General features: G+C 69.3%; 21 protein-coding genes and 1 riboswitch. Of the genes, 8 read left to right on the forward strand and 13 right to left on the reverse strand.

Going from position 1 to position 22,005, the window contains the following annotated elements; genetic code table 11:
• Positions 1 to 28 precede the first annotated feature (28 nt).
• Positions 29 to 271, reverse strand: a complete 243-nt coding sequence (locus ACIO3R_RS05570; RefSeq protein ID WP_024494175.1) for a hypothetical protein — start codon at positions 269 to 271, stop codon at positions 29 to 31.
• 161 nt (positions 272 to 432) lie between these two features.
• On the opposite strand from ACIO3R_RS05570, the gene ACIO3R_RS05575 reads away from it, so the two are divergent.
• Positions 433 to 1,185 carry a rhomboid family intramembrane serine protease gene (locus tag ACIO3R_RS05575; RefSeq protein ID WP_402103577.1) on the forward strand — a complete coding sequence of 251 codons (753 nt, stop codon included), beginning with the start codon at positions 433 to 435 and terminating at the stop codon, positions 1,183 to 1,185.
• Positions 1,182 to 1,463 carry an Lrp/AsnC family transcriptional regulator gene (locus ACIO3R_RS05580; RefSeq protein ID WP_123470113.1) on the forward strand — a complete coding sequence of 94 codons (282 nt, stop codon included), beginning with the start codon at positions 1,182 to 1,184 and terminating at the stop codon, positions 1,461 to 1,463. Before ACIO3R_RS05575 ends, ACIO3R_RS05580 begins: the two co-directional genes overlap by 4 nt.
• Positions 1,464 to 1,525: 62 nt before the next feature.
• Here the strand turns inward: ACIO3R_RS05580 and ACIO3R_RS05585 are convergent, their stop codons facing one another.
• The 6 genes from ACIO3R_RS05585 to ACIO3R_RS05610 all read right to left on the reverse strand — a co-directional run bounded on the left by ACIO3R_RS05585 (position 1,526) and on the right by ACIO3R_RS05610 (position 8,637).
• Positions 1,526 to 2,902 carry an aminotransferase class V-fold PLP-dependent enzyme gene (locus ACIO3R_RS05585; RefSeq protein ID WP_402103580.1) on the reverse strand — a complete coding sequence of 459 codons (1,377 nt, stop codon included), beginning with the start codon at positions 2,900 to 2,902 and terminating at the stop codon, positions 1,526 to 1,528.
• Positions 2,903 to 3,074: 172 nt separating this feature from the next.
• A riboswitch (SAM riboswitch) is annotated at positions 3,075 to 3,192 on the reverse strand.
• A gap of 83 nt (positions 3,193 to 3,275) precedes the next feature.
• On the reverse strand, positions 3,276 to 4,340 hold the full coding sequence (trpD, locus tag ACIO3R_RS05590; protein WP_402103583.1) for an anthranilate phosphoribosyltransferase: 1,065 nt from the start codon (positions 4,338 to 4,340) through the stop codon (positions 3,276 to 3,278).
• Positions 4,341 to 4,466: 126 nt separating this feature from the next.
• A complete protein-coding gene (locus ACIO3R_RS05595) occupies positions 4,467 to 6,092 on the reverse strand; it encodes a cytochrome bc complex cytochrome b subunit (RefSeq protein WP_402103586.1) in 1,626 nt (541 codons plus the stop codon).
• Entirely contained in the window at positions 6,089 to 7,141 is a 1,053-nt protein-coding gene (locus tag ACIO3R_RS05600; protein WP_385037960.1) for a Rieske 2Fe-2S domain-containing protein, read from the reverse strand. Before ACIO3R_RS05600 ends, ACIO3R_RS05595 begins: the two co-directional genes overlap by 4 nt.
• A complete protein-coding gene (locus tag ACIO3R_RS05605; protein WP_385037963.1) occupies positions 7,138 to 7,947 on the reverse strand; it encodes a c-type cytochrome in 810 nt (269 codons plus the stop codon). The genes ACIO3R_RS05600 and ACIO3R_RS05605 overlap by 4 nt, the downstream gene beginning before the upstream one ends.
• Before the next feature lie 69 nt (positions 7,948 to 8,016).
• The gene (locus tag ACIO3R_RS05610; protein WP_363021323.1) at positions 8,017 to 8,637 is read right to left on the reverse strand and encodes a heme-copper oxidase subunit III; all 621 of its coding nucleotides are present in this window, start codon (positions 8,635 to 8,637) and stop codon (positions 8,017 to 8,019) included.
• Positions 8,638 to 8,818: 181 nt separating this feature from the next.
• On the opposite strand from ACIO3R_RS05610, the gene ACIO3R_RS05615 reads away from it, so the two are divergent.
• Entirely contained in the window at positions 8,819 to 9,220 is a 402-nt protein-coding gene (locus ACIO3R_RS05615; RefSeq protein ID WP_363021322.1) for a hypothetical protein, read from the forward strand.
• 59 nt (positions 9,221 to 9,279) lie between these two features.
• On the opposite strand, the gene ACIO3R_RS05620 is transcribed toward ACIO3R_RS05615, so the two are convergent.
• From ACIO3R_RS05620 to coxB, 4 genes are all read right to left on the reverse strand, one after another.
• The gene (locus ACIO3R_RS05620; RefSeq protein WP_385037966.1) at positions 9,280 to 10,533 is read right to left on the reverse strand and encodes an Ig-like domain-containing protein; all 1,254 of its coding nucleotides are present in this window, start codon (positions 10,531 to 10,533) and stop codon (positions 9,280 to 9,282) included.
• A gap of 122 nt (positions 10,534 to 10,655) precedes the next feature.
• Positions 10,656 to 11,054 carry a cytochrome c oxidase subunit 4 gene (locus ACIO3R_RS05625; RefSeq protein WP_363021320.1) on the reverse strand — a complete coding sequence of 133 codons (399 nt, stop codon included), beginning with the start codon at positions 11,052 to 11,054 and terminating at the stop codon, positions 10,656 to 10,658.
• Positions 11,051 to 12,787 (reverse strand): cytochrome c oxidase subunit I, encoded by a 1,737-nt coding sequence (ctaD, locus tag ACIO3R_RS05630; protein WP_385027879.1) that lies wholly within the window; start codon positions 12,785 to 12,787, stop codon positions 11,051 to 11,053. Before ctaD ends, ACIO3R_RS05625 begins: the two co-directional genes overlap by 4 nt.
• Entirely contained in the window at positions 12,784 to 13,746 is a 963-nt protein-coding gene (coxB, locus tag ACIO3R_RS05635) for a cytochrome c oxidase subunit II (protein WP_402103592.1), read from the reverse strand. Before coxB ends, ctaD begins: the two co-directional genes overlap by 4 nt.
• Before the next feature lie 270 nt (positions 13,747 to 14,016).
• Between coxB and ACIO3R_RS05640 the strand changes: the two genes are divergently transcribed.
• The gene (locus ACIO3R_RS05640) at positions 14,017 to 15,399 is read left to right on the forward strand and encodes a cysteine desulfurase/sulfurtransferase TusA family protein (RefSeq protein WP_402103595.1); all 1,383 of its coding nucleotides are present in this window, start codon (positions 14,017 to 14,019) and stop codon (positions 15,397 to 15,399) included.
• 16 nt (positions 15,400 to 15,415) lie between these two features.
• Here the strand turns inward: ACIO3R_RS05640 and ACIO3R_RS05645 are convergent, their stop codons facing one another.
• Entirely contained in the window at positions 15,416 to 16,390 is a 975-nt protein-coding gene (locus ACIO3R_RS05645; protein WP_385027888.1) for a carbohydrate kinase family protein, read from the reverse strand.
• A gap of 179 nt (positions 16,391 to 16,569) precedes the next feature.
• On the opposite strand from ACIO3R_RS05645, the gene ACIO3R_RS05650 reads away from it, so the two are divergent.
• Positions 16,570 to 16,767 (forward strand): hypothetical protein, encoded by a 198-nt coding sequence (locus tag ACIO3R_RS05650; RefSeq protein WP_402103597.1) that lies wholly within the window; start codon positions 16,570 to 16,572, stop codon positions 16,765 to 16,767.
• A gap of 161 nt (positions 16,768 to 16,928) precedes the next feature.
• Positions 16,929 to 18,392: a hypothetical protein gene (locus tag ACIO3R_RS05655; RefSeq protein WP_402103600.1), complete on the forward strand. Its 1,464-nt coding sequence runs from the start codon at positions 16,929 to 16,931 to the stop codon at positions 18,390 to 18,392.
• Between the two features lie 227 nt (positions 18,393 to 18,619).
• Here the strand turns inward: ACIO3R_RS05655 and ACIO3R_RS05660 are convergent, their stop codons facing one another.
• Positions 18,620 to 18,976, reverse strand: coding sequence for an iron-sulfur cluster assembly accessory protein (locus ACIO3R_RS05660; RefSeq protein ID WP_024488899.1), 357 nt, complete (start codon positions 18,974 to 18,976; stop codon positions 18,620 to 18,622).
• A 237-nt stretch (positions 18,977 to 19,213) separates the two neighbouring features.
• Here ACIO3R_RS05660 and nadA point away from each other — a divergent pair, with 237 nt between their 5' ends.
• Both nadA and ACIO3R_RS05670 read left to right on the forward strand, forming a co-directional pair.
• Entirely contained in the window at positions 19,214 to 20,410 is a 1,197-nt protein-coding gene (gene nadA, locus ACIO3R_RS05665) for a quinolinate synthase NadA (protein WP_385040930.1), read from the forward strand.
• A gap of 180 nt (positions 20,411 to 20,590) precedes the next feature.
• Complete coding sequence (locus ACIO3R_RS05670) at positions 20,591 to 22,000, forward strand: esterase/lipase family protein (protein ID WP_385040932.1); 1,410 nt, start codon at positions 20,591 to 20,593, stop codon at positions 21,998 to 22,000.
• Positions 22,001 to 22,005: the final 5 nt, after the last annotated feature.

Genomic DNA, 22,005 nt, shown 5'->3' on the forward strand with positions numbered 1-22,005 from the left:
CCTCAAACTCTATGTCCGCACGGCCCCGTCAGGAGTCGGCACCCGGCCTGTCCACCAGCTCGATCTGATCCACCGCGTTGCACCAACGACAGCGCACCGACTCGATGGTCTCACTGACCACCTCGCGTTCTTCGACGCTCGATTCCCCGGCCAGGTCGAGATGGACGTATTCGACGACCTTGGAGGAGCGCGTCACGTCGAATCGCGTGAGGTTTCCGCAGAGCGTGCAGCGCCAGCGGGTCGCCTCGGTCGGCTGGGGAACCGTCGTCATCGTTGCGTCCTCTTTCGTCGGGCCTCGTGCTGCCACATAAGGATCTTCGCGGTGCGCCGTCGAACTGCGGATGTCCTGCCGTAACCCTACGGCCTCGTCGCATACCACCGGCACGGCGAGGCGCTCTGTCCGGTTCCCTCCGCTTGAGTCATGCTCTGTTCATGACCGATCGGCGGGCTGCGGCCGGCAGACTCCTGCGGGCGGCCACCTCGGGCGGGCCGCCGGTGACCTACGCCCTCATCGCCCTGTGCTGCGTGGTCTTCGCGATCAGCCCGCTCTCCGGGCTCGCCCCGGTGTACGGCAGCGCGGACGCCCTGCTGTCCGCCCAGGCCGGGTACTTCGAGCGCTGGGGCGTGATCCCGAGCGAACTGTGGGACGGCTCCGCCCACGCCCTGCTCACCCCGCTGACCGCGCTCTTCGTACACGGCAGCTGGCTGCACCTGCTCGGCAACATACTGTTCCTGTACGTGTTCGGAGCGATGGCCGAGGAGCGCATGGGCCACACCGAGTTCGCGTTCTTCTACCTCGGCTGCGGCTACCTCGCCCTGCTCGCCTACGCGGCCGCGCACGCCACGTCCGACCAGACACTCGTCGGCGCGTCGGGGGCGATCTCGGCGGTGCTGGGCGCCTTCCTCTATCTCTTCCCCCGGGCCCGGGTCACCAGCGTGTTCCCGTTCCTGCTCTTCCTGCCGCTGCGCTTCCCCGCCTGGATCGTGCTGATCTTCTGGTTCGTGCTGCAGTGGCTGGCCGCAGAGGGCGCGGGCAGCGGCCCCGGCGTGGCCTATCTCTCCCATGTGGTCGGCTTCGCCATCGGCTTCCTCTACGCCTGGGGGCGCTATCGGCGTGGGGCCAGGACACGAGGCCCTAGAGTGAGATCTCCAGCCACGGCCACCGAGGGAGAAAGCCAGCCGTGATCACCGCGATCGTGCTCATCAAAACCAGCGTGGACCGGATCCCCGAGATCGCCGAGGCCGTCGCGGCGCTGGACAGCGTCAGCGAGGTCTTCTCGGTCACCGGTACCTACGACCTGATCGCCATGGTCCGGGTGGCCAAGCACGACGATCTGGCCGACGTCATCCCCGGCCGGATCAGCAAGATCCCCGGCGTCGAGGGGACCGACACCCACGTGGCGTTCCGTACGTACTCGCAGCACGACCTGGAGGCGGCCTTCGCCATCGGTCTGGACGCATAGGTACATCCGTTCGGCCGGGTACGGACAGCTGTCCGTACCCGGCCGAACGTGTTTCACGACCCTCAGAGCTGGGCGGTACCCCGGTCCGGGACGCAACGGCCGTCCTCGGTGCGGTACTTCCACTGGGCGCCCTCGCTCACCAGCTCCTTGACCGCCCGCACGAAGCGCTCGATGTGCTCGTCCGGCGTACCGGCACCGAAGCTGACCCGGATCGCGTTGAGCGACCTCTCGCCCGGCTCGGCCTCCGGCGCACCGCACTCACCGATGTCCTGCGGGTCGCTGCCGAGCAGGGTGCGCACCAGCGGGTGGGCGCAGAACAGCCCGTCGCGCACCCCGATGCCGTACTCGGCGGAGAGCGCCGCGGCGAAGTGCGAGCTGTTCCAGCCCTCCACCACGAAGGAGATGACGCCGACCCGCGGGGCGTCGTCGCCGAACAGCGAGAGCACCTTGACCTCGGGGACCTCGGCGAGGCCGGCGCGGACCGCGGTGACGAGCCGCTGCTCCCGGGCGACCAGGCCGTCGAATCCGGCCTCGGTGAGCGCCTTGCAGGCGGAGGCGATGGAGTAGACGCCGATGACGTTGGGGGAACCGGCCTCGTGGCGGGCGGCGGTGGTGTGCCACTCGACGTCCACTGCGCCGTCGGCGCGCCGGGCGACCTTGCGGGAGGCGCCGCCGCCGGCCAGGTAGGGCGCGGCGTCGCGCAGCCAGTCGGAGCGGCCGGCCAGGACGCCGGAGCCGAACGGCGCGTACAGCTTGTGTCCGGAGAAGGCGACCCAGTCCACGTCCAGCTCGGTGATGTCGACGGGGTGGTGCGGGGCCAGTTGCGCGGCGTCCAGCACGATCCGCGCGCCGTGGGCGTGCGCGGCGGCGGCGAGCTCCTTGACCGGCCACAGCTCACCGGTGACGTTGGAGGCGCCGGTGACGCAGACCAGCGCGGGGCCGTAGGGGTCACGGTCCGCGAGGGCCCGCTCCAGCGTGGCGACGGCCTGGGCGGGGGTGCGCGGGGCGTTCAGGTAGGTCACCCGGGCGTCGCGCCAGGGCAGCAGGGACGCGTGGTGCTCGGTCTCGAAGACGAACACCTGGCAGTCGGCGGGGACCGCGGCGGCCAGCAGGTTGAGCGAGTCCGTGGTCGACCGGGTGAAGATCACCTGGTCGTCGGCGCGGCAGCCGAGGAACTCCGCGACGGTGACGCGGCTGGACTCGAAGAGGTCCGTGGAGAGCTGCGAGAGGTAGCCGGCGCCGCGGTGGACGCTGCCGTAGTACGGCGCGTACGCGGCGACGTCGTCCCACACCCGTTGCAGGGCCGGGGCGCTGGCGGCGTAGTCGAGGGCGGCGTAGACGACCTCACCGCCGGTCACCAGCGGAACCGTCACATCCTTGCCCAGAACCGGCAGAGGGGTACAAATGGACTGGTCGGCGGCAGCGGTGAAGACAGACATGACGGACTCCCGTAACAGGCAGGCGAATTCCGCGTGCCTGCGGGTACGCGGCAGCACGGAGGGAAGAAAAGAGGGTGTGCGGAGGAGGGCCGAAAAGCCCTATCGCATTCGCTTGCTCACAGAGGCTCCCTGAGGACCAGGACCCCACGGGTGGACGTCTACGACGTCGAGGGGTCCGCGCTTGCCGCAGACCTCGCTGCCTACGGCCTGGTCTTCACCCGGGGCACCCCGCCACGGACGGAGGGTTGCCGGACAGCGGGCCGGGGCCGTAGTCGCTGTCACTCATGACCTGCCCAGCATCTTGCCATACGTACCGGAACGCGCAAGGCGCAGTCCATGATCTGGACTGCGCCCTGCCTCACCTTCCGCACGGTCAGGCGTTGCTCGCCCTGACCCATCTCTCCAGCACCCGGCCGGCGGACCCGGAGTCGATGGACTCGGCGGCCTTCGCGATACCGGCGGCGAGCTGCTCGGTGAGCGTGCCCTCCCCCTGGTCCAGCGCGACCAGGGCCGCCGCCGAGTTGAGCAGGACGGCGTCCCGTACCGGGCCCTTCTCACCGGCCAGCAGGCGGCGGGCCACATCGGCGTTGTACGAGGCGTCGGCGCCGCGCAGCGCTTCCACCGGCACCAGTTCCAGGCCGACGTCGCGCGGGTCGAAGGCCTGCTCGCGCACGACGCCGTCCCGGGCCACCCAGACCCGGGAGGTCGCGGTGGTGGTCAGCTCGTCCAGGCCGTCGTCGCCGCGGAAGACCAGCGCGGAGTTGCCGCGTTCGGCGAGCACGCCCGCGACGATGGGCGCCATCCGCAGGTCGGCGACGCCGATGGCCTGGGAGCGGACCTGGGCCGGATTGGTGAGCGGACCGAGGATGTTGAAGGTGGTCGGGGCGCCCAGCTCCGACCGTGCCTTCGCCGCGTACCGCAGGGCGGGGTGGAACTTCACCGCGAAGCAGAAGGTGATGCCCGCTTCCTCGGCCACCTCGACCACGCGCTGCGGCGACAGATCCAGGTTGACGCCGAGCTTGCCCAGGACATCGGAGGAGCCGCTGGCCGAGGAGGAGGCGCGGTTGCCGTGCTTGACGACCTTGGCCCCGGCCCCCGCCACCACGATCGCGGACATGGTGGAGATGTTGACCGTCTTGGCCATGTCGCCGCCGGTGCCGACGATGTCGACCGTACGGCCGGGCACGTGGATGGTGGTGGCGTGCTCGTACATCGCACGGACCAGACCGGTGACCTCCGTGACGGTCTCGCCCTTGGCGCGCAGGGCGACCGCGAAGCCGGCGATCTGCACGTCGGTCGCCTCACCGCTCATGATGCGGTCCATCGCCCACGCGGTGTCGTCGGCGCTCAGGTCCTCGCCGCGCAGCAGCGGGGTCAGCACGCCGGGCCAGGAACGAGCCGCCACGCTGTCGCCGCCGACCGGGGTCACAACGTTCATGGTCCGCTCCTGGGGTCCACAGCCGATAAGGGGATGTGACCACCCTATCGAGCGCCGGGGACAGCGAAGAGCCCCGTCCATCGTATGGATGGGCGGGGCTCCTGCTGTGGCGATCAGTTCAGGTGATCAGTGGTGGCCGTGGCCGTCGGTGATCTCCTTGTACTCCTCGGCGGAAGGCTTGACGATCTGGTTGTTCTCGCCGTAGTAGCCCTTGCTGAGCCTGGCCCGCAGCTTCTCCACCGGCGACACCTTGCGCTTGACGCCGTTCTCGTCGACCAGCGGGCCGATCTCGACCGGCGTGTACTGCTCGTGCGCGGTGAGGGTGTGCAGCTGACCCTGCGACAGCGGCTCGTGGACCTCGACGAACTCACCGTGCGGCAGGCGCTTGATGAGCCCGGACTCGCGCCCGTGCAGCACCTTCTCCTTGTCCCGGCGCTGAAGGCCGAGGCAGATCCGCTTGGTGGCGATGAACGCCAGGACGGGAGCGACGAAGAACGCGATCCGCACGAACCAGGTGATCGAGTTGATCGACAGATGGAAGTGCGTGGCCCAGAGGTCGTTGCCACCACCGACCAGCAGTACGAAGTACCACGTGATCCACGCGACGCCGAAGGCGGTGCGCGTCGGCGCGTTGCGCGGCCGGTCCAGGATGTGGTGCTCGCGCTTGTCCCCGGTGACCCAGGACTCGACGAACGGGTACACGGCGATCGCGACCAGCACCAGCGGGAAGATCATGAGCGGCACGAGCACACCCAGGACCAGCGTGTGGCCCCAGAGGTTGATCTCCCAGCCCGGCATCACACGGATCAGGCCCTCGGAGAACCCCATGTACCAGTCGGGCTGCGCGCCGGTGGACACCTGGTCCGGGCGGTAGGGCCCGATGGCCCAGATCGGGTTGATCGAGGCGATGCCCGAGATGGCGGCGATGACGCCGAAGACCAGGAAGAAGAACCCTCCGGCCTTCGCCATGTACACCGGCAGCAGCGGCATGCCGACCACGTTCTTGTTGGTCCGGCCGGGACCCGCGAACTGCGTGTGCTTGTGGTAGAAGACCAGGATCAGGTGCGCCACCAGCAGCCCCATCATGATGCCGGGCAGCAGCAGGATGTGGACCGAGTAGAACCGGGCGATGACATCGCCGCCCGGGAACTCCCCGCCGAACAGGAACATCGACAGGTACGTGCCGACGATCGGCATGGACAGGATCGCGCCCTGCATGAACCGGACACCCGTACCCGAGAGCAGGTCGTCCGGGAGCGAGTAGCCGGTGAAGCCGGTGAACATACCGAGCACGAACAGCAGGAAGCCGAACAGCCAGTTGATCTCACGCGGCTTGCGGAACGCGCCCGTGAAGAAGACACGCATCATGTGCACGAACATGCCGGCCAGGAAGATCAGCGCGGCCCAGTGGTGGATCTGCCGGACCAGCAGACCACCGCGGACGTCGAAGCTGATGTTCAGCGTCGAGGCGTAGGCCTCGGACATCCGGATGCCCTGCATGGGCTCGTACGGGCCGTGGTACACGACCTCGTTCATGCTCGGGTGGAAGAACAGCGTCAGGTACACACCCGTGAGGATGATGATGATGAAGCTGTAGAGGCAGATCTCGCCGAGCATGAAGGACCAGTGGTCCGGGAAGATCTTGCGCATGTTGGCCTTGGCCAGGGAGTAGATCCCGAGCCGGCCGTCCGCCCAGTCGGCCATCTTCTCACCGGCGGGCGCCTTGCGCTTCGTATCGGTCGCAGTACTCATCCGCGCTCCCAGAATGCAGGACCGACGGGCTCTTCGAAGTCACCGAGCGCCTCGAGGTTGCCCTCGCTGTTCACGCCGATCCGCAGCTGCGGAAGGGCGTGACCGGCCGGACCGAAGATGACGCGGGCGCCGTCGGAGAGGTCGAAGGTTGACTGGTGGCACGGGCAGAGCACGTGGTGCGTCTGCTGCTCGTACAGGCTGATCGGGCAGCCGACGTGGGTGCAGATCTTCGAGAAGGCCACGATGCCCTCGTGGGCCCACTCCCGCTCGCGCTTGTCCTTGATGTCGGACGGCTCGATGCGGATGATCATCAGCGCGGCCTTGGCGATCTGCTTCTGGAAGTCCTCCGCGTGCTCCTCCAGGCCCTCGGGCATGGCGAAGGTCAGCGAACCGACAGCCACGTCCTCGGGACGGAGCGGCTGCATGGTGTTCATGTTGACGAGCTGCTTGCCCTTGGCCCACAGGGTGGAGCGGAGCTTCTTCTCCGGCAGCGGACCGAGGTCGCGCAGCAGCACCACACCGGCGAGCGGCACCAGGGCCAGCGCGCCGAACATGGTGTTGCGGATCAGCTTGCGCCGGCCGAACGCGGACTCCTCGGCACCGGCCGCGAAGTCGGCGAGAACCTTCGCCTTGACCTCGGGCTCGGCCGAGATCGCGTGCCGCTCGTCGGCGACCTCCACGTCGGACATCAGGGTGCGCGCCCAGTGGACGGCTCCCGCGCCGATCGCGAAGAGCGCCACGCCCAGGGTCAGCCCCAGGGAGAAGTTGAGCGCGCTCACATGACCGAACGGGAAGATGTAGACGATCTTGTCGACCGGGAAGATGACGTAGGAGGCGATGAAGCCGACCGTCGCCAGCATGGACAGCGTGAACATGAACGCGACCGCGCGCTCGGACCGGTCCGCGGCCCGTTCGTCGATGTCCTGGACCCGCGGCTGGTGGGCCGGGAGTCCCGGGTCGGCGAACGGATCGTCCGCACCCTCTACCGCGCCGTGCGCGGGGGCCTGCTCTGCGGGCAGGTTCTCTTCTGGAATCTCTTGGCTACTCATGACTTCTTGGCCTTAGCGGTGTGGGCCGCGACCCAGACGGCAACTGCGATCAGTGCGCCGAGCCCGAAGATCCAGCCGAACAGACCCTCGCTGACCGGACCGAGACCGCCGAGCTTGAGGCCACCGGGGCTCTCCGACTCAGCGCTGTTCACGGTCTGGATGTACGCGATGATGTCCTTCTTCTGCTGAGTGGGCATCGTCGTGTCGGGGAAGGACGGCATGCTCTGAGGACCGGTCTGCATGGCCTCGTACATGTGCTTCGGGTCCACGCCCTCAAGGGTGGGAGCGTACTTGCCCTTGGTCAGGGCACCGCCCTGACCCGTGAAGTTGTGGCACTGCGCGCAGTTGGTACGGAACAGGTCGCCGCCCTTGGCCACGTCCGCGCCCTCAGGGCTGACCTGGCTCTTGGTGGGGACGATCGGGCCGGCGCCGAGCGACGCGACGTACGCCGCGAGCTGGTCGATCTCGGCCTGGTTGTAGATGACCTTCTTCTTCGGTACCTGGGCACCCGGCTGCTGCGCCGGCATACGGCCCGTACCGACCTGGAAGTCCACGGCGGCGGAGCCCACGCCGACAAGCTGGGGCCCGTCGGTGGTTCCCTCACCGCCGGTTCCGTGGCAGCTGGCGCAACCGACGGAGTACAGCTTCTTGCCCTCGTCGATGGCGAGGGACTGGGCGGTGTCGTCGGCCTGCGCCTTACTCGCGGGCGCAAACGCGGCGTACAGCCCCCCAGTAGCCGCCAGCGCGAGGAGTAGTACGACGACCGCCGCCAACGGATGGCGTCGTCGTGCGGAGAGCTTTTTCACGGATTACCCCGGTGTCAGGATCTTCTGCGTCGATGGTCGATGCTGGATGTGGTTCGGGCTCGGGCCCGGTTACTTGATCAAGTAGATCGTGGCAAAAAGGCCGATCCACACAACATCGACGAAGTGCCAGTAATAGGACACGACGATGGCAGCGGTCGCCTGTTCATGGGTGAACCTCTTGGCCGCGTATGTCCTGCCCAGAACGAACAGGAAGGCGATGAGACCGCCTGTCACATGCAGACCGTGGAAGCCGGTGGTCAGGTAGAACACCGAGCCGTACGGATCGGAGGACAGCGAGAGGCCGTCCTCCTTCACCAGCTCGGTGTACTCGAAGATCTGGCCTCCGATGAAGATCGCACCCATCACGAAAGTGATCACGAACCAGGCGCGGAGCTTCTTCACATCGCCCCGCTCCGCGGCGAAGACGCCGAGCTGGCAAGTGAGTGAGGAGAGCACCAGGATGGTCGTGTTCGTCGCCGAGAACGGAACGTTCAGGGACGACGCCATTTCCTTCCAGTGATCTGGTCCGGTCACCGATCGCAGGGTGAAGTACATCGCGAAGAGGGCCGCGAAGAACATCAGCTCGGAACTCAACCAGATGATGGTTCCGACGCTGGTGAGGTTCGGCCGATTGACCGACGGGTGCGCGTGCCCGGTTTCTACTGTCGTTGCTGTCGCCACGACCGACATTATGTCGGTCGCTTATCCCGCCCTCACTCCGGGGGGTGCCGTTCGGTGTGTCAGAGGCGTGTGTCCTCCCCGAACGGCCCATGAATCCGCCGTCCCGGGCGGTGCTGACAGGCTGTCGGGCGGAGTACGATCCGCGCATCGGTCCCCCATGCCCCGAAGACACAGATGTCACGGAGGAACAATGCAGCCGACCGCCACGGTCCTGGTCTACAGCGACAACGCACACACCCGTGAGCAGGTGAGGCTGGCAGCAGGGCGCAGGCCCGCGGCGGACGTGCCGCCGGTGGAGTTCCTGGAGTGCGCCACCCTGCCCGCCGTCCTGGACGCACTCGACCACGGAGGCGTGGACGTCTGCGTGTTGGACGGTGAGACCGCGCCCGCCGGCGGCATGGGCGTCTGCCGCCAGATCAAGGACGAGATCTTCCGCTGCCCACCCGTACTGCTGCTGATCGGGCGCCCGCAGGACGCCTGGCTGGCCACCTGGAGCCGCGCGGACGCCGCGGTGACCCTTCCGGTCGAGCCGGTCGGGTTCGCGGACGCCCTGGCCGCCCTGCTGCGCACCAGGCTCTCCGTGGGGGCCTGAGGGACCGCCGGACCCTCCTCCTGGCGCCGCTCCCTCCGAGGAGCGGCGCCAGTCCCCGGTCAGACCTCGGGGCGCAGTCGGGCCGTCTGAACCGTGTCCACCCGGTCGGGCGTGTCGTTCTGGAGTGCGCTGCCCTTCTGCCACTTGGCCCAGGACAGGTTCCAGTCGCCGTAACCGTTGTCGAACGGCGTCATGGTCTCGCCCTCGCTGCCGACGACGCTGACGATGTCGCCCTCGCGCACGGTGTCGTAGAACCATTCCGCCTCGCTGGTGCTCATGCCGGTGCAGCCGTGGCTGACGTTCGCGACGCCCTGCGACCCGGTGGACCAGGGGGCCGCGTGGACGTACTCGCCGCTCCAGGTGACCCGGGTCGCGTAGTAGACCGGCAGGTCGTACGAGTCGGACGAGCCCTCGGAGATGCCGATGGTCTCCCCGCGCATACGTACGTAGTACTCCTTGCCCAGCACGACCTTGACGCCGTTGCGGGTGGAGAAGCCGGGCTTGCCCGTGGTCACCGGAATGGTGTTGATCACTTCTCCGTTGCGCTTGACCGTCATGGAGTGCTCGGAGGCGTCGGTGACGGCCTCGATCCGGTCGCCGGTAGTGATCTTCAACGCTTTCGCGGGAGCCCCGTACAGCGCGCTGGTCACCTTGATGCCGGCCAGATTGCTGCTGACCTCGATGGTGGCCTTGGCCGGCCAGTACTCCCGCGGCCGGTAGTGCAGCGTCTTGTCGTCGACCCAGTACCAGGAGCCGGTCACGGAGGGCGTGGAGCGCACCTTCAGCGCACGCTCGACGGTGGCGCGGGCCGCCTTGTCGGCGACCGGGGCGCTGAGAACCGCCGTAACGGGCTGTCCGACGCCGTAGGTGCCCGCCTGAGGGCCGAAGGTGACCTTCAGGAACTTCTTGGCGGAGGCGGTCTCGAAGGAGAGCGTGCGGCCCCCTGGGGCGCCGTCGTGGTCCTCCATGCTGACCTTGACGGTGTACCGGGTGCCTGCGGCGAGCGGGGCGGTGGAGTGCCAGCGCTTTCCGTCGGCGTCGAGTTCGCCCGCCAGATGGCGTCCTGCGGTGTCCACGGCCGTCACATCGGTGATCCGGCCGTCGTCGCCGTCGACGCCGACTTCGAGGGGCTTGTCCGGGTCGACCTTCTCGCCGCCGTCGGGCGCGTTGGAGGAGATCTCGTCCACGGCGTCGTACGGCTTCGCCGAGAGCGGATGGCTGCCGGACTCCCCACAGGCGGTCATCCCTGCGAGCAGGGTCACGACCAGCAGAGTGCAGCTCACTACGGGACGGATGCGCGGCGTGTGGTTCATGAACCCACGCTAAGAAGATTCATTCGTTTCAGCGCGCGGGGTGACTGCAAACGGGGGGCCCGCACTTCTCGTGGAAGTGCGGGCCCCCCGTCAGGTGGAGCGGTGTCACGGGTGGAGCGGTGTCACTGGGTGCGGTTCTCACCGCGGTAGTACTCGAAGACCCAGCCGAACAGACCGATCAGGATGACCGGGAGCGAGAAGTAGAGCAGCCACCAGCCGAAGACGACTCCCATGAAGGCGAGTGCGCCGCCGAGCGCCAGCGAGAGCGGCTGCCAGCTGTGCGGGGAGAAGAACCCCACGTCGCCGGCCTCGTCCGCCACGTCGGCTTCCTTGTTGTCCTGCGCCAGAGCGTCGATCCGCCGGGCCGTGAAGGCCAGGTAGAAGCCGATCATGACGCTCAGGCCGAAGGCCAGGACGAGCGCGGTGGTGCCGGCCGGCTCCTTGGACCACACGCCGTACGTGACGGCCATGGCGAGGATGAAGACCGAAAGCCAGAGGAACAGCTTGCCCTGAATCTTCACTTGCCCGCCTCCTTGCCGCCGGCGAGGGCCTTGTCACCCTCGGAGTGGTGCTCCAGCTGTTCGAGCGCCGTGATCTCCGGGTGGTGCAGGTCGAACGCCGGGGATTCGGAACGGATGCGCGGCAGCGTGATGAAGTTGTGCCGCGGCGGCGGGCAGGACGTCGCCCACTCCAGCGAACGGCCGTAACCCCACGGGTCGTCGACCTCGATCTTCTTGCCGTACTTGGCCGTCTTCCAGACGTTGTAGAAGAACGGCAGGATCGACAGGCCGAGCAGGAACGAGGAGATCGTCGAGACCGTGTTCAGCGCGGTGAAGCCGTCCGCCGCGAGGTAGTCCGCGTAACGACGCGGCATGCCCTCCGCGCCCAGCCAGTGCTGCACCAGGAACGTGCCGTGGAAGCCCACGAACAGCGTCCAGAAGGTGATCTTGCCGAGCCGCTCGTCCAGCATCTTCCCGGTGAACTTCGGCCACCAGAAGTGGAACCCGGAGAACATCGCGAAGACCACGGTGCCGAAGACCACGTAGTGGAAGTGCGCCACCACGAAGTACGAGTCCGAGACGTGGAAGTCCATCGGCGGCGACGCGAGGATGACGCCGGTCAGACCACCGAAGGCGAAGGTGATCAGGAAGCCGACGGCCCAGAGCATCGGTGTCTCGAAGGACAGCGAGCCCTTCCACATCGTGCCGATCCAGTTGAAGAACTTCACCCCGGTGGGTACCGCGATGAGGAACGTCATGAACGAGAAGAACGGCAACAGCACACCGCCGGTGACGTACATGTGGTGCGCCCACACGGTCACGGACAGACCCGCGATGGCGATCGTCGCGCCGATCAGGCCGATGTATCCGAACATCGGCTTTCTGCTGAACACCGGGATCACTTCGGAGACGATCCCGAAGAAGGGCAAAGCGATGATGTACACCTCTGGATGGCCGAAGAACCAGAAGAGGTGTTGCCAGAGCAATGCGCCGCCGTTGGCCGCGTCGAATACATGCGCCCCGAATTTTCGGTCCGCCTCCAGCGCGAAGAGCGCCGCGGCGAGGACCGGGAAGGCCAGCAGGACCAGCACACCGGTCAGCAGGACGTTCCAGACGAAGATCGGCATGCGGAACATCGTCATGCCGGGTGCGCGCATGCAGATGATCGTGGTGATGAAGTTGACCGAACCGAGGATCGTGCCGAATCCGGAGAAGGCCAGACCCATGATCCACATATCGGCGCCGACGCCCGGCGAGCGGACCGCGTCCGAGAGCGGGGAGTAGGCGAACCAGCCGAAGTCCGCCGCACCCTGCGGGGTGAGGAAGCCGGCCACCGCGATGAGCGAGCCGAAGAGGTACAGCCAGTACGCGAACATGTTCAGTCGCGGGAACGCCACGTCGGGCGCGCCGATCTGCAGCGGCATGATCCAGTTCGCGAACCCGGCGAACAGCGGCGTCGCGAACATCAGCAGCATGATCGTGCCGTGCATCGTGAACGCCTGGTTGAACTGCTCGTTCGACATGATCTGCGTGCCCGGACGGGCCAGCTCGGCGCGCATGAAGAGCGCGAGCAGACCGCCGATGCAGAAGAAGGCGAACGATGTGACCAGGTACATCGTGCCGATCGTCTTGTGGTCAGTGGTGGTCAGCCACTTGATGACGACGTTTCCCGGCTGCTTGGGCCGGACCGGCAGCTCGTCCTCGTACGAGTCGTCTGCTGCCGCGGCACCCTGAGGTTCATTGAGGATGCTCACAGTTTGTTCGTCTCCGCATTCCTGGCCGGGTCAGTCTGCTCGATGCCGGCCGGCACGTAGCCCGTGTTGCCCTTCTTCGCCAGCTCCTTGAGGTGCGCCTGATAGCGCTCCGGGGAGACGACCTTGACGTTGAAGAGCATCCGGGAGTGGTCGACGCCACAGAGCTCGGCGCACTTGCCCATGAAGGTGCCCTCCTGGTTGGGAGTCACCTCGAAGGAGTTGGTGTGGCCCGGAATGACGTCCTGCTTCATGAGGAACGGCACCACCCAGAAGGAGTGGATGACGTCACGCGAAGTCAGGATGAAGCGGACCTTCTCGCCCTTGGCCAGCCACAGGGTCGGCCCCGGGTTGCCGGTCTGCGGGTTCCGGGTTCCCGGGACGCCGACGTCGTAGACGCCGTCAGCACCCTTGGGGAAGTCCTTGCGGAACCGGTCCGGGATGGCGTCGAGCTCCTTGGGGATCTTGTTGCCCGTGGCGGTCGAGCCGTCCACGTTCTCGATGTAGTTGAAGCCCCAGCTCCACTGGTAGCCGACCACGTTGACCGTGTGGGCGGGCTTCGGGGAGAGCTCTAGAAGCTTCGATTCGTCGCGCGCGGTGAAGTAGAACAACACCGACACGATGATCAGAGGGACCACGGTGTACAACGCCTCGATCGGCATGTTGTACCGGGTCTGCGGAGGAACCTCCACCTTGGTGCGGCTGCGCCGGTGGAAGATGACGCTCCACAGGATCAGGCCCCAGACCAGCACACCCGTGGCGAGCGCTGCCGCCCACGAGCCCTGCCAGAGGGAAAGGATCCGTGGGGCCTCTTCCGTTACCGGCGTAGGCATACCAAGGCGGGGGAAATCCTTGTATGTGCAACCGGTTGCGGTCGCCAGGATCAGGGCCGCAGTCAGCACCTGCGGCAGCTTCCGCCGCATCGGGCGCCGCGACGAGCGGTCGGAGCCGTTGGGACTCACGTAGCGCCTTCCCGAGAGTCTCGCCCGCACGGTCGGCGCGCCCGTCTCGTTTGTCGGTCGCCGCCCCTGACGCGGGCAGGGGTTTGGATGTTTATGCGGACCAAACCCTACTGGACGCTATTTGGGGTCGCGCGGGGAGGGTGCCCAACGCGCCGCCCGACTCCCCGAAGGGGTGGAATCCGCGCCTCCGACCGCCATCTGACGCCCCCTCTCCCGACCGGGTGGGCGGCCGGTCCCGAGCCGGGGTCCGGACCGGGCTAGCGTGGCCGGGTGCCCTACTTCGACGCCGCGTCCGCCGCCCCCCTCCACCCCGTCGCCCGCCAGGCGCTGCTTGCCGCACTGGACGAGGGCTGGGCCGATCCGGCCAGGCTCCACCGCGAGGGGCGCCGCGCCCGGCTGCTGCTGGACGCGGCCAGGGAGGCGGCGGCGGAGGCCGTCGGCTGCCGTCCCGACGAGCTCTCCTTCACCTCGTCGGGCACCCGGGCGGTGCACTCCGGAATTTCCGGGGCTCTCGCCGGGCGTCGGCGTGTCGGCCGCCATCTGGTGGTCTCCGCGGTCGAACACTCTTCCGTCCTCCATTCGGCCGCCGACCACGAGAGCCGGGGCGGATCGGTCACGGAGGTGCCGGTGGACCGCTCGGGGGCGGTGGGCCCGGCGGCGTACGGAGCGGTGCTGCGCGAGGACACCGCGCTGGCCTGCCTCCAGTCCGCCAACCACGAGGTGGGCACGGAGCAGCCGGTGGCCGAGGTCGCCGGGCTCTGCCGGGAGGCGGGGGTGCCGCTGCTGGTGGACGCCGCGCAGTCGCTGGGCCGGGGGCCGGTGCCGGGCGGCTGGTCGCTGCTGGCGGCGAGTGCCCACAAGTGGGGCGGTCCGGCCGGGGTCGGGCTGCTGGCGGTGCGCAAGGGGGTCAGGTTCGCGGTCCAAGGACCGGCCGACGAGCGGGAGTCGGGGCGCGCCGCCGGCTTCGAGAACATTCCGGCGATCGTGGCCGCGGCGGCGTCCCTGCGGGCGGTGCGGGCGGAGGCGGACGCCGAGTCGGTGCGGCTGCGGGCGCTGGTGGAGCGGATCCGGAGCCGGGTGCCGGCGCTGGTGCCCGATGTGGAGGTCGTCGGCGATCCGGTGCGGCGACTGCCGCATCTGGTCACCTTCTCCTGTCTCTATGTCGACGGGGAGACTCTGCTGCACGAGCTGGACCGGGCGGGTTTCTCCGTGTCGTCCGGCTCGTCGTGCACGAGCAGCACCCTGACCCCGAGCCATGTGCTGAAGGCCATGGGGGTGCTGTCGGAGGGCAACGTCCGGGTGTCGCTGCCGGCGGGCACCGCGGAGGAGGACGTCGACCGCTTCCTCGATGTGCTTCCCGGAGTGGTGGCGGGGGTGCGGGAGAAGCTGGGGGCGCCCGCCGCGGCCGCCCCCTCCCCCGCCCCGGCGGCCTCCCTGGTCGTCGACGCGCTGGGGAGGCGCTGCCCGGTCCCGGTGATCGAACTGGCAAAGGTGATCGGAGGGGTACCGGTGGGCGGGACGGTGACCGTGCTGTCCGACGACGAGGCGGCCCGGCTCGACATCCCGGCGTGGTGCGCGATGCGCGAGCAGGAGTACGTGGGTGAGGAGCCGGCGGACCGGGGCTCGGCCTATGTGGTCCGCCGGCTTTCGTGACCGGGTGCGGCTCCGCCTACGCGAGGTGCGTGCGGACCTCGGCGGCGGCCTCGTGGCCGTAGGCCTTGGTGAAGCGGTCCATGAAGTGGGTGCGGTGCAGGGTGTACTCCTGGGTGCCGACCGTCTCGATGACCAGGGTGGCGAGCATGCAGCCGACCTGGGCGGCCCGCTCCAGGCCGACGCCCCAGGCGAGACCGGAGAGGAACCCGGCGCGGAAGGCGTCGCCGACGCCGGTCGGGTCGGTCTTGCTCATCTCCTCGGCGCAGCCGACCTCGATCGGCTCCTCGCCCACGCACTCGATCCGGACGCCCTGGGAGCCGAGGGTGGTGACGCGGTGGCCGACCTTGGAGAGGATCTCCTCGTCGGTCCAGCCGGTCTTGGACTCGATGAGGCCCTTCTCGTACTCGTTGGAGAAGAGGTACGTGGCGCCGTCGAGCAGGATGCGGATCTCGTCGCCGTCCATCCGGGCGATCTGCTGCGAGAAGTCCGCGGCGAACGGGATCCCGCGGGTGCGGCACTCCTCCGTGTGGCGGAGCATGCCCTCCGGGTCGTCGGCGCCGATGGAGACCAGGTCGAGTCCGCCCACGCGGTCGGCGACGGCCTTCAGCTCGATCAGCCGGGCCTCGCTCATGGCGCCGGTGTAGAAGGAGCCGATCTGGTTGTGGTCGGCGTCCGTCGTGCAGACGAAGCGGGCGGTGTGCAGGACCTCGGAGATCCGCACGGAGCCGGTGTCGACGCCGTGGCGGTCGAGCCAGGCCCGGTACTCGTCGAAGTCGGAGCCCGCGGCGCCGACCAGGATCGGTGCGGTGCCGAGCAGGCCCATGCCGAAGCAGATGTTGGCGGCGACACCTCCCCGGCGCACGTCCAGGTTGTCGACCAGGAAGGAGAGCGAGACCGTGTGCAGCTGATCGGCGACCAGCTGGTCGGCGAATCGGCCGGGGAAGGTCATGAGGTGGTCGGTGGCGATGGAGCCGGTGACTGCGATACGCACGGGGGACTGCTCCTGCGGAGGTCGGGGGAACGGTGTCCGCGTTCCCGGGGCGGCGTGACAGGTGAACGCCCGGAAATCGGGGCCCCCTCACGTTACCGGTTTCCCCGGTGACCCGAAGGGGAAAAACTACCCGATAGTAGGGCTTTCTTACTGAGCTTTATGGTGCCTACGGTGCGGATATGTCGAAACACATCGTCCCGCTCGAGTACGAGACCGGTCTGGCCGAGCTGCGCGGGGACTGCGCACGGATGGCTCCGCACTGGGTGGTACCCGCGAAGGCCGCCGCCACCCCTGTGGCGGCTTCCCTGATTCACGGGGTGACCGTGCCGCCCGCCTCGGCCCGGCTGATCGACGCGATGTCGGATTACGGCGACTGACGATCGCGCGCCGGCCGCTCCCGGACCGCGCTCCCGCCGCAACTGCCGCCCCACGGGGGAACCGTGCGCTCCCGCGCCCCGTCCCATCGGTGTCCGCACCCGAGGGGCGGGCCATATGCCGGCCAGGCGTATGACGGCAATGCAGGCGAAGGAGCGATCCGGTGAGCACCGAGCGACCCGACAACGATGTGACCGGCCCCCGGCGGCGTTCGCCGCTCGCCGTGGCCTCGGTGGCGGCAGCCGTACTGCTGGCCGGTGGCGGCGGCGCGTACTGGGCCGCGACCGCGGCGGACGGCGGCAGCGGCAGCGCGGGCAACGGCACCGGCACTCCCCCACTGCTCTCCCTGGACGAGCGGACGGGCGGACCGGCCGGCCACTCCACCAGCCCGTCGACCCCACCGCGGGGCATCGCACCGGGCGAGCCCGATCCGCACGGCGAACGGCTCGTCTACCGCGCGGCCGGGACCCTGCCGGACGGTCCGGCGAAGGCCGCCGTCCAGCGCACGAGCGGAACCGTCTCGGCGGCCGAGGTGACCCGGCTGGCGAAGGCGCTCGGCCTGAAGGGCGCCCCGCGGGCCGAGGGCACCTCCTGGAAGGTGGGCTCCGACGGGGACGGCTCCGGGCCGGTGCTGCGGGTGGACAAGCAGGCGCCCGGCACCTGGACCTTCGCCCGTTACGGCTCCGGAGGGACCGACAACTGCGGGAACAAGGCGACCTGTTCGGGCAAGCACGTGGCTCCGGGCGGTTCGGGGTCGCCGGTGAGCGAGAAGTCCGCCAAGGCGGCCGCGGCGCCCGTACTGAAGGCGGCCGGCCAGGACGGCGCCGCCCTCGACGCCCGTCAGCTGATGGGCTCCGCGCGGGTGGTGAACGCGGATCCGGTGGTGGACGGACTGCCGACGTACGGCTGGGCCACCGGGATCCAGGTCGGTGCCGACGGTGAGGTGATCGGCGGTGGCGGGCAGTTGAAGGGCCTGGAGAAGGGCGACGACTATCCCGTGATCGGCGCGGCCGAGGCACTGAAGCAGCTGAACGCCGCACAGCCCTCCGACGGCCGCAAGAACATCGGCGGGTGCGCGACCGTGGCGCCGCTGAAGGACGACAGGAAGCCGTCCGGGGCCACCTGCGGCGCACGGACCGGGGCGGAACCGGCGACGACGACGGTGACGGTCGACAAGGCCGTGTTCGGCCTGGCGGCGCGGTACGTGGACGGCGGGCAGCTGCTCGTCCCGTCCTGGATCTTCACGGTGCGGCCGGCCTCGGGCGGGACGGGCTCCACCGTCACCCAGGTGGCGGTGGACCCGCAGTACCTGGCGGAGGAAGCCCCGTCGGAGAAGACCCCGGACACGGGCGGGACGACACCGGCCGGCGGCGCGGTCCAGTCGTACAGCGCCGACGGGCGGACGCTCTCGGTGACGTTCTGGGGCGGTGCGTGCAGTACGTACGAGGTGAGCGCGCGCGAGGACGGTGACACCGTGCGGGTGACCGTGGCGGAGTCGAAGCCGGACCCGAAGAAGGTCTGCGTCATGATCGCCAAGGAGCTGACCCGTACGGTCACCCTGGACCAGCCGCTGGGCGACCGGAAGGTCGTCGACGCGGCGTCGGGCGAAGCGGTGGCGCGGAAGTGACGTGACGCCCGCTCGGCGGGCGCACCGGACAGGACAGCGGTACGGCGGCGGGGGGGGGGGGCGGGGGGGGGGGGGGGGGGCGGTGGGGGGGGGGGGGGGCGGGCGGGGGGGCGCCCCCCGGGGGGGGGCCCCCCCCCCGGGCCCGGGGGGGGGGGGGCCGCCGGGGCCCCCCCCCCGGCCCCCGCCGCCGTACCGCTGTCGCGCACGCGCGCTGTCGCGTACGCGCCTTAGCTGAAGGAATCGCCGCAGGCGCAGGAACCCGTGGCGTTCGGGTTGTCGATCGTGAAGCCCTGCTTCTCGATGGTGTCGACGAAGTCGACGGAGGCGCCGCCCAGGTACGGGGCGCTCATCCGGTCGGTGACGACCTTGACGCCGCCGAAGTCCTTCACGACATCGCCGTCGAGCGAGCGCTCGTCGAAGAAGAGCTGGTAGCGCAGGCCCGAGCAGCCGCCGGGCTGGACGGCGACGCGCAGCGCCAGGTCGTCACGGCCCTCCTGCTCCAGCAGGCCCTTGACCTTGGCTGCGGCGGCGTCGGACAGGAGGATGCCGTCGCTCACGGTGGTGGTCTCGTCCGATACGGACATCTGCTTCTCTCCCGGGTTGTTCGGAGTCTGCTTGCCGACGTTGCAACCGCCGGAGCCGCGGATTCATTCCGGGCCGCGCGCTTGCCTGTTCCATTCATGCTCGCACACCGGCCCCTCGGGCGGGTGCGTCACATTGACGTTATCGGCATCGTCAAACTGACGTGAAGCGGTTATGATAGATAACGTCAATTCGACGAAAAGGCTCCTCGTAGAGAAGCTCCTCGCAGAGAAGAAAGGGTGCGTGACGTGACCACGGCCCACCCCGTCCAGGAACTCGACGTCCAGCCGTCGCCCCTCGCCCTGCTCCTGCTCGGCCGCGACGCCGACCCCAGGAGCGAGCGCGGCGTCGAATGCCCCGGCGACCTGCCCTCCCCGTCCGACCCGGACCTGGTGGAGCGCGCCCGCGCGGCCAAGGAGAAGCTGGGCGAGAAGGTCTTCGTCCTCGGGCACCACTACCAGCGCGACGAGGTCATCCAGTTCGCGGACGTCACCGGGGACTCGTTCAAGCTGGCGCGCGACGCCGCGGCGCGTCCGGAGGCGGAGTACATCGTCTTCTGCGGCGTGCACTTCATGGCCGAGTCCGCGGACATCCTGACCGGCGACGCCCAGAAGGTCGTGCTGCCGGACCTGGCGGCGGGCTGCTCGATGGCCGACATGGCCACCGCGGAGCAGGTCGCCGAGTGCTGGGACGTGCTGACCGATGCCGGGGTGGCCGAGCAGGTCGTGCCCGTCTCGTACATGAACTCCTCCGCCGACATCAAGGCCTTCACGGGCCGCCACGGCGGCACGATCTGCACCTCGTCCAATGCGAAGCGGGCCCTGGAGTGGGCCTTCGAGCAGGGTGAGAAGGTCCTCTTCCTGCCGGACCAGCACCTGGGCCGGAACACCGCCGTGCGCGACATGGGGATGACCCTGGAGGACTGCGTCCTCTACAACCCGCACAAGCCGAACGGCGGTCTGACCGCCGAGCAGCTGCGCGACGCGAAGATGATCCTGTGGCGCGGGCACTGCTCGGTGCACGGGCGCTTCTCGGTGGAGTCCGTCAACGACGTCCGCGCCCGCATACCCGGCGTCAACGTACTGGTGCACCCGGAGTGCAAGCACGAGGTCGTGTCGGCGGCCGACCACGTCGGCTCGACGGAGTACATCATCAAGGCCCTGGAGGCGGCCCCGGCCGGTTCCAAGTGGGCGATCGGCACCGAACTGAACCTGGTCCGCCGGCTGGCGAACCGTTTCGCCGCCGAGGACAAGGAGATCGTCTTCCTCGACAAGACGGTGTGCTTCTGCTCGACGATGAACCGGATCGACCTGCCGCACCTGGTGTGGACGCTGGAATCGCTGGCCGAGGGCAACCTCGTGAACCGGATCGAGGTCGACCCGGAGACCGAGAAGTACGCCAAGCTCGCGCTGGAGCGGATGCTGGCGCTGCCGTAGCCCCGGCCGCGAAAGGCTGCCCGCCGCGCAAGGCCCCGGGGCGCCTCCGGGCGCTTCTCCGGGGCCTTTCGCACGTGCAGCGCCGGCCGGCCGATTTCCCCCATACGGCCCCCAGGATGTCCGTACCGTAACTACGCTGCTACTCACCGCAGCGCACATTTCACGGGGGTACGGCGGCAGATGACATCTCGCAGCCCGGTGCACGACCTGGTGGTCGTCGTCCCGGGCATTCTCGGCAGCCGGCTGGCGGACGCGGACGGGAACGAGGTCTGGGGCCTCTCGGGCCCGGCCCTCCTCCGCGGAATCCGTACGTTCGGCCGGTCCGTCAAGGGCCTGGCGCTCCCCCCGGACCTGGGCGACGAGCACCCGGGCGACGGCGTGAGCCCGCTCGGTCCGATGCGCGACCTGCACGGGCTGCTGGGCATCGGGACGCTCGTGGACGGCTACGACGGCCTCCTGGACTGGCTGGAGCGCCACTTCACGCTGCGCCGCCGGAGAGTGACGGACGAGGCCGACGCCCCCGCCAACCTGATCGCCTTCGCCTACGACTGGCGGCTCTCCTGCCGGTACAACGCGGGCCGGCTGGCCGGGCGGGTGGCGGAGGAGCTCGGCCGCTGGCGGGCCTCGGCACCGGAGCGGGCCGGGGCCAGGGCCGTCCTCGTCTGCCACTCGATGGGCGGACTGGTCGCCCGCCACTACGTGGAGCGAGGCGGCGGCGCGGAGACGACGCGCCTCGTGATCACGCTCGGAACGCCGTACCGGGGTTCCCTGGACGCCCTGCTGTATCTGGTCAACGGAGTGGGCCCGGCCGGTATCGGCCTCACCGCGTTCGCCCGGAGCCTTCCGTCCCTCCACCAGCTCGTCCCCGACTACGCCGCGCTGAGCACCGCACCGGGCGAGCCGCTGCGGTACGCCCGCGAGGTGACCGGCCTGCCCGGGACCGACGCGGCACTGCTCAAGGACGCCGCCCGCTTCCACGAGGCGCTGCGGGAGTCCGGCGCGGGAGCGGCGTACGGGGTGGAGTACCTGCCGGTCAGCGGGGTGCGCCAGCCGACGCCGACCACCGCGGAGGTCCGGGGCGAGAGGCTGGCCGGACTGCTCACGATCAACGGGACCGACGAGGGCGGCGACGGCCGGGTCCCCCGGCTCTCCAGCGCCCCTGTGGAGGTGGCGGGGCGGCCCGCGTACACGCCCTGGGAGAAGCACGGTTCGCTCCAGAACAACACGGCGCTGCGCCAGGCCCTCTACGGCTGGCTCATCCCGGACCCGCCGGTGCACCGGGGCCCGGAGGCCCCGGACGTCCCGCTGGTGGTGGACGCCCCGGACGTGATCACCGGCGGCGAGGCCTACGAGCTGCGGGCCACGGTCCCGCCGCACATACCCGGCCACGACCGGGCGGCCGTCCTCGTGGCGGCCGACGGCGGACCGGTGCGGACGGCGGCCAACCTGGGCGGGGGCCGTTACGTGGCGCGCCTGACCGGGCTGCCGGCGGGACCGCACCGGGTGCGGGTGAGTACGGGAAACGCGGGTCACGTCGTGATGACCGCGCTGGTGCTGGTACTGGAGGGCGGGGCGGGCGATGGTGCGTGAGCCGG

The sequence above is a fragment of the Streptomyces sp. NPDC087428 genome (assembly GCF_044744085.1).
Classification (GTDB): domain Bacteria; phylum Actinomycetota; class Actinomycetes; order Streptomycetales; family Streptomycetaceae; genus Streptomyces.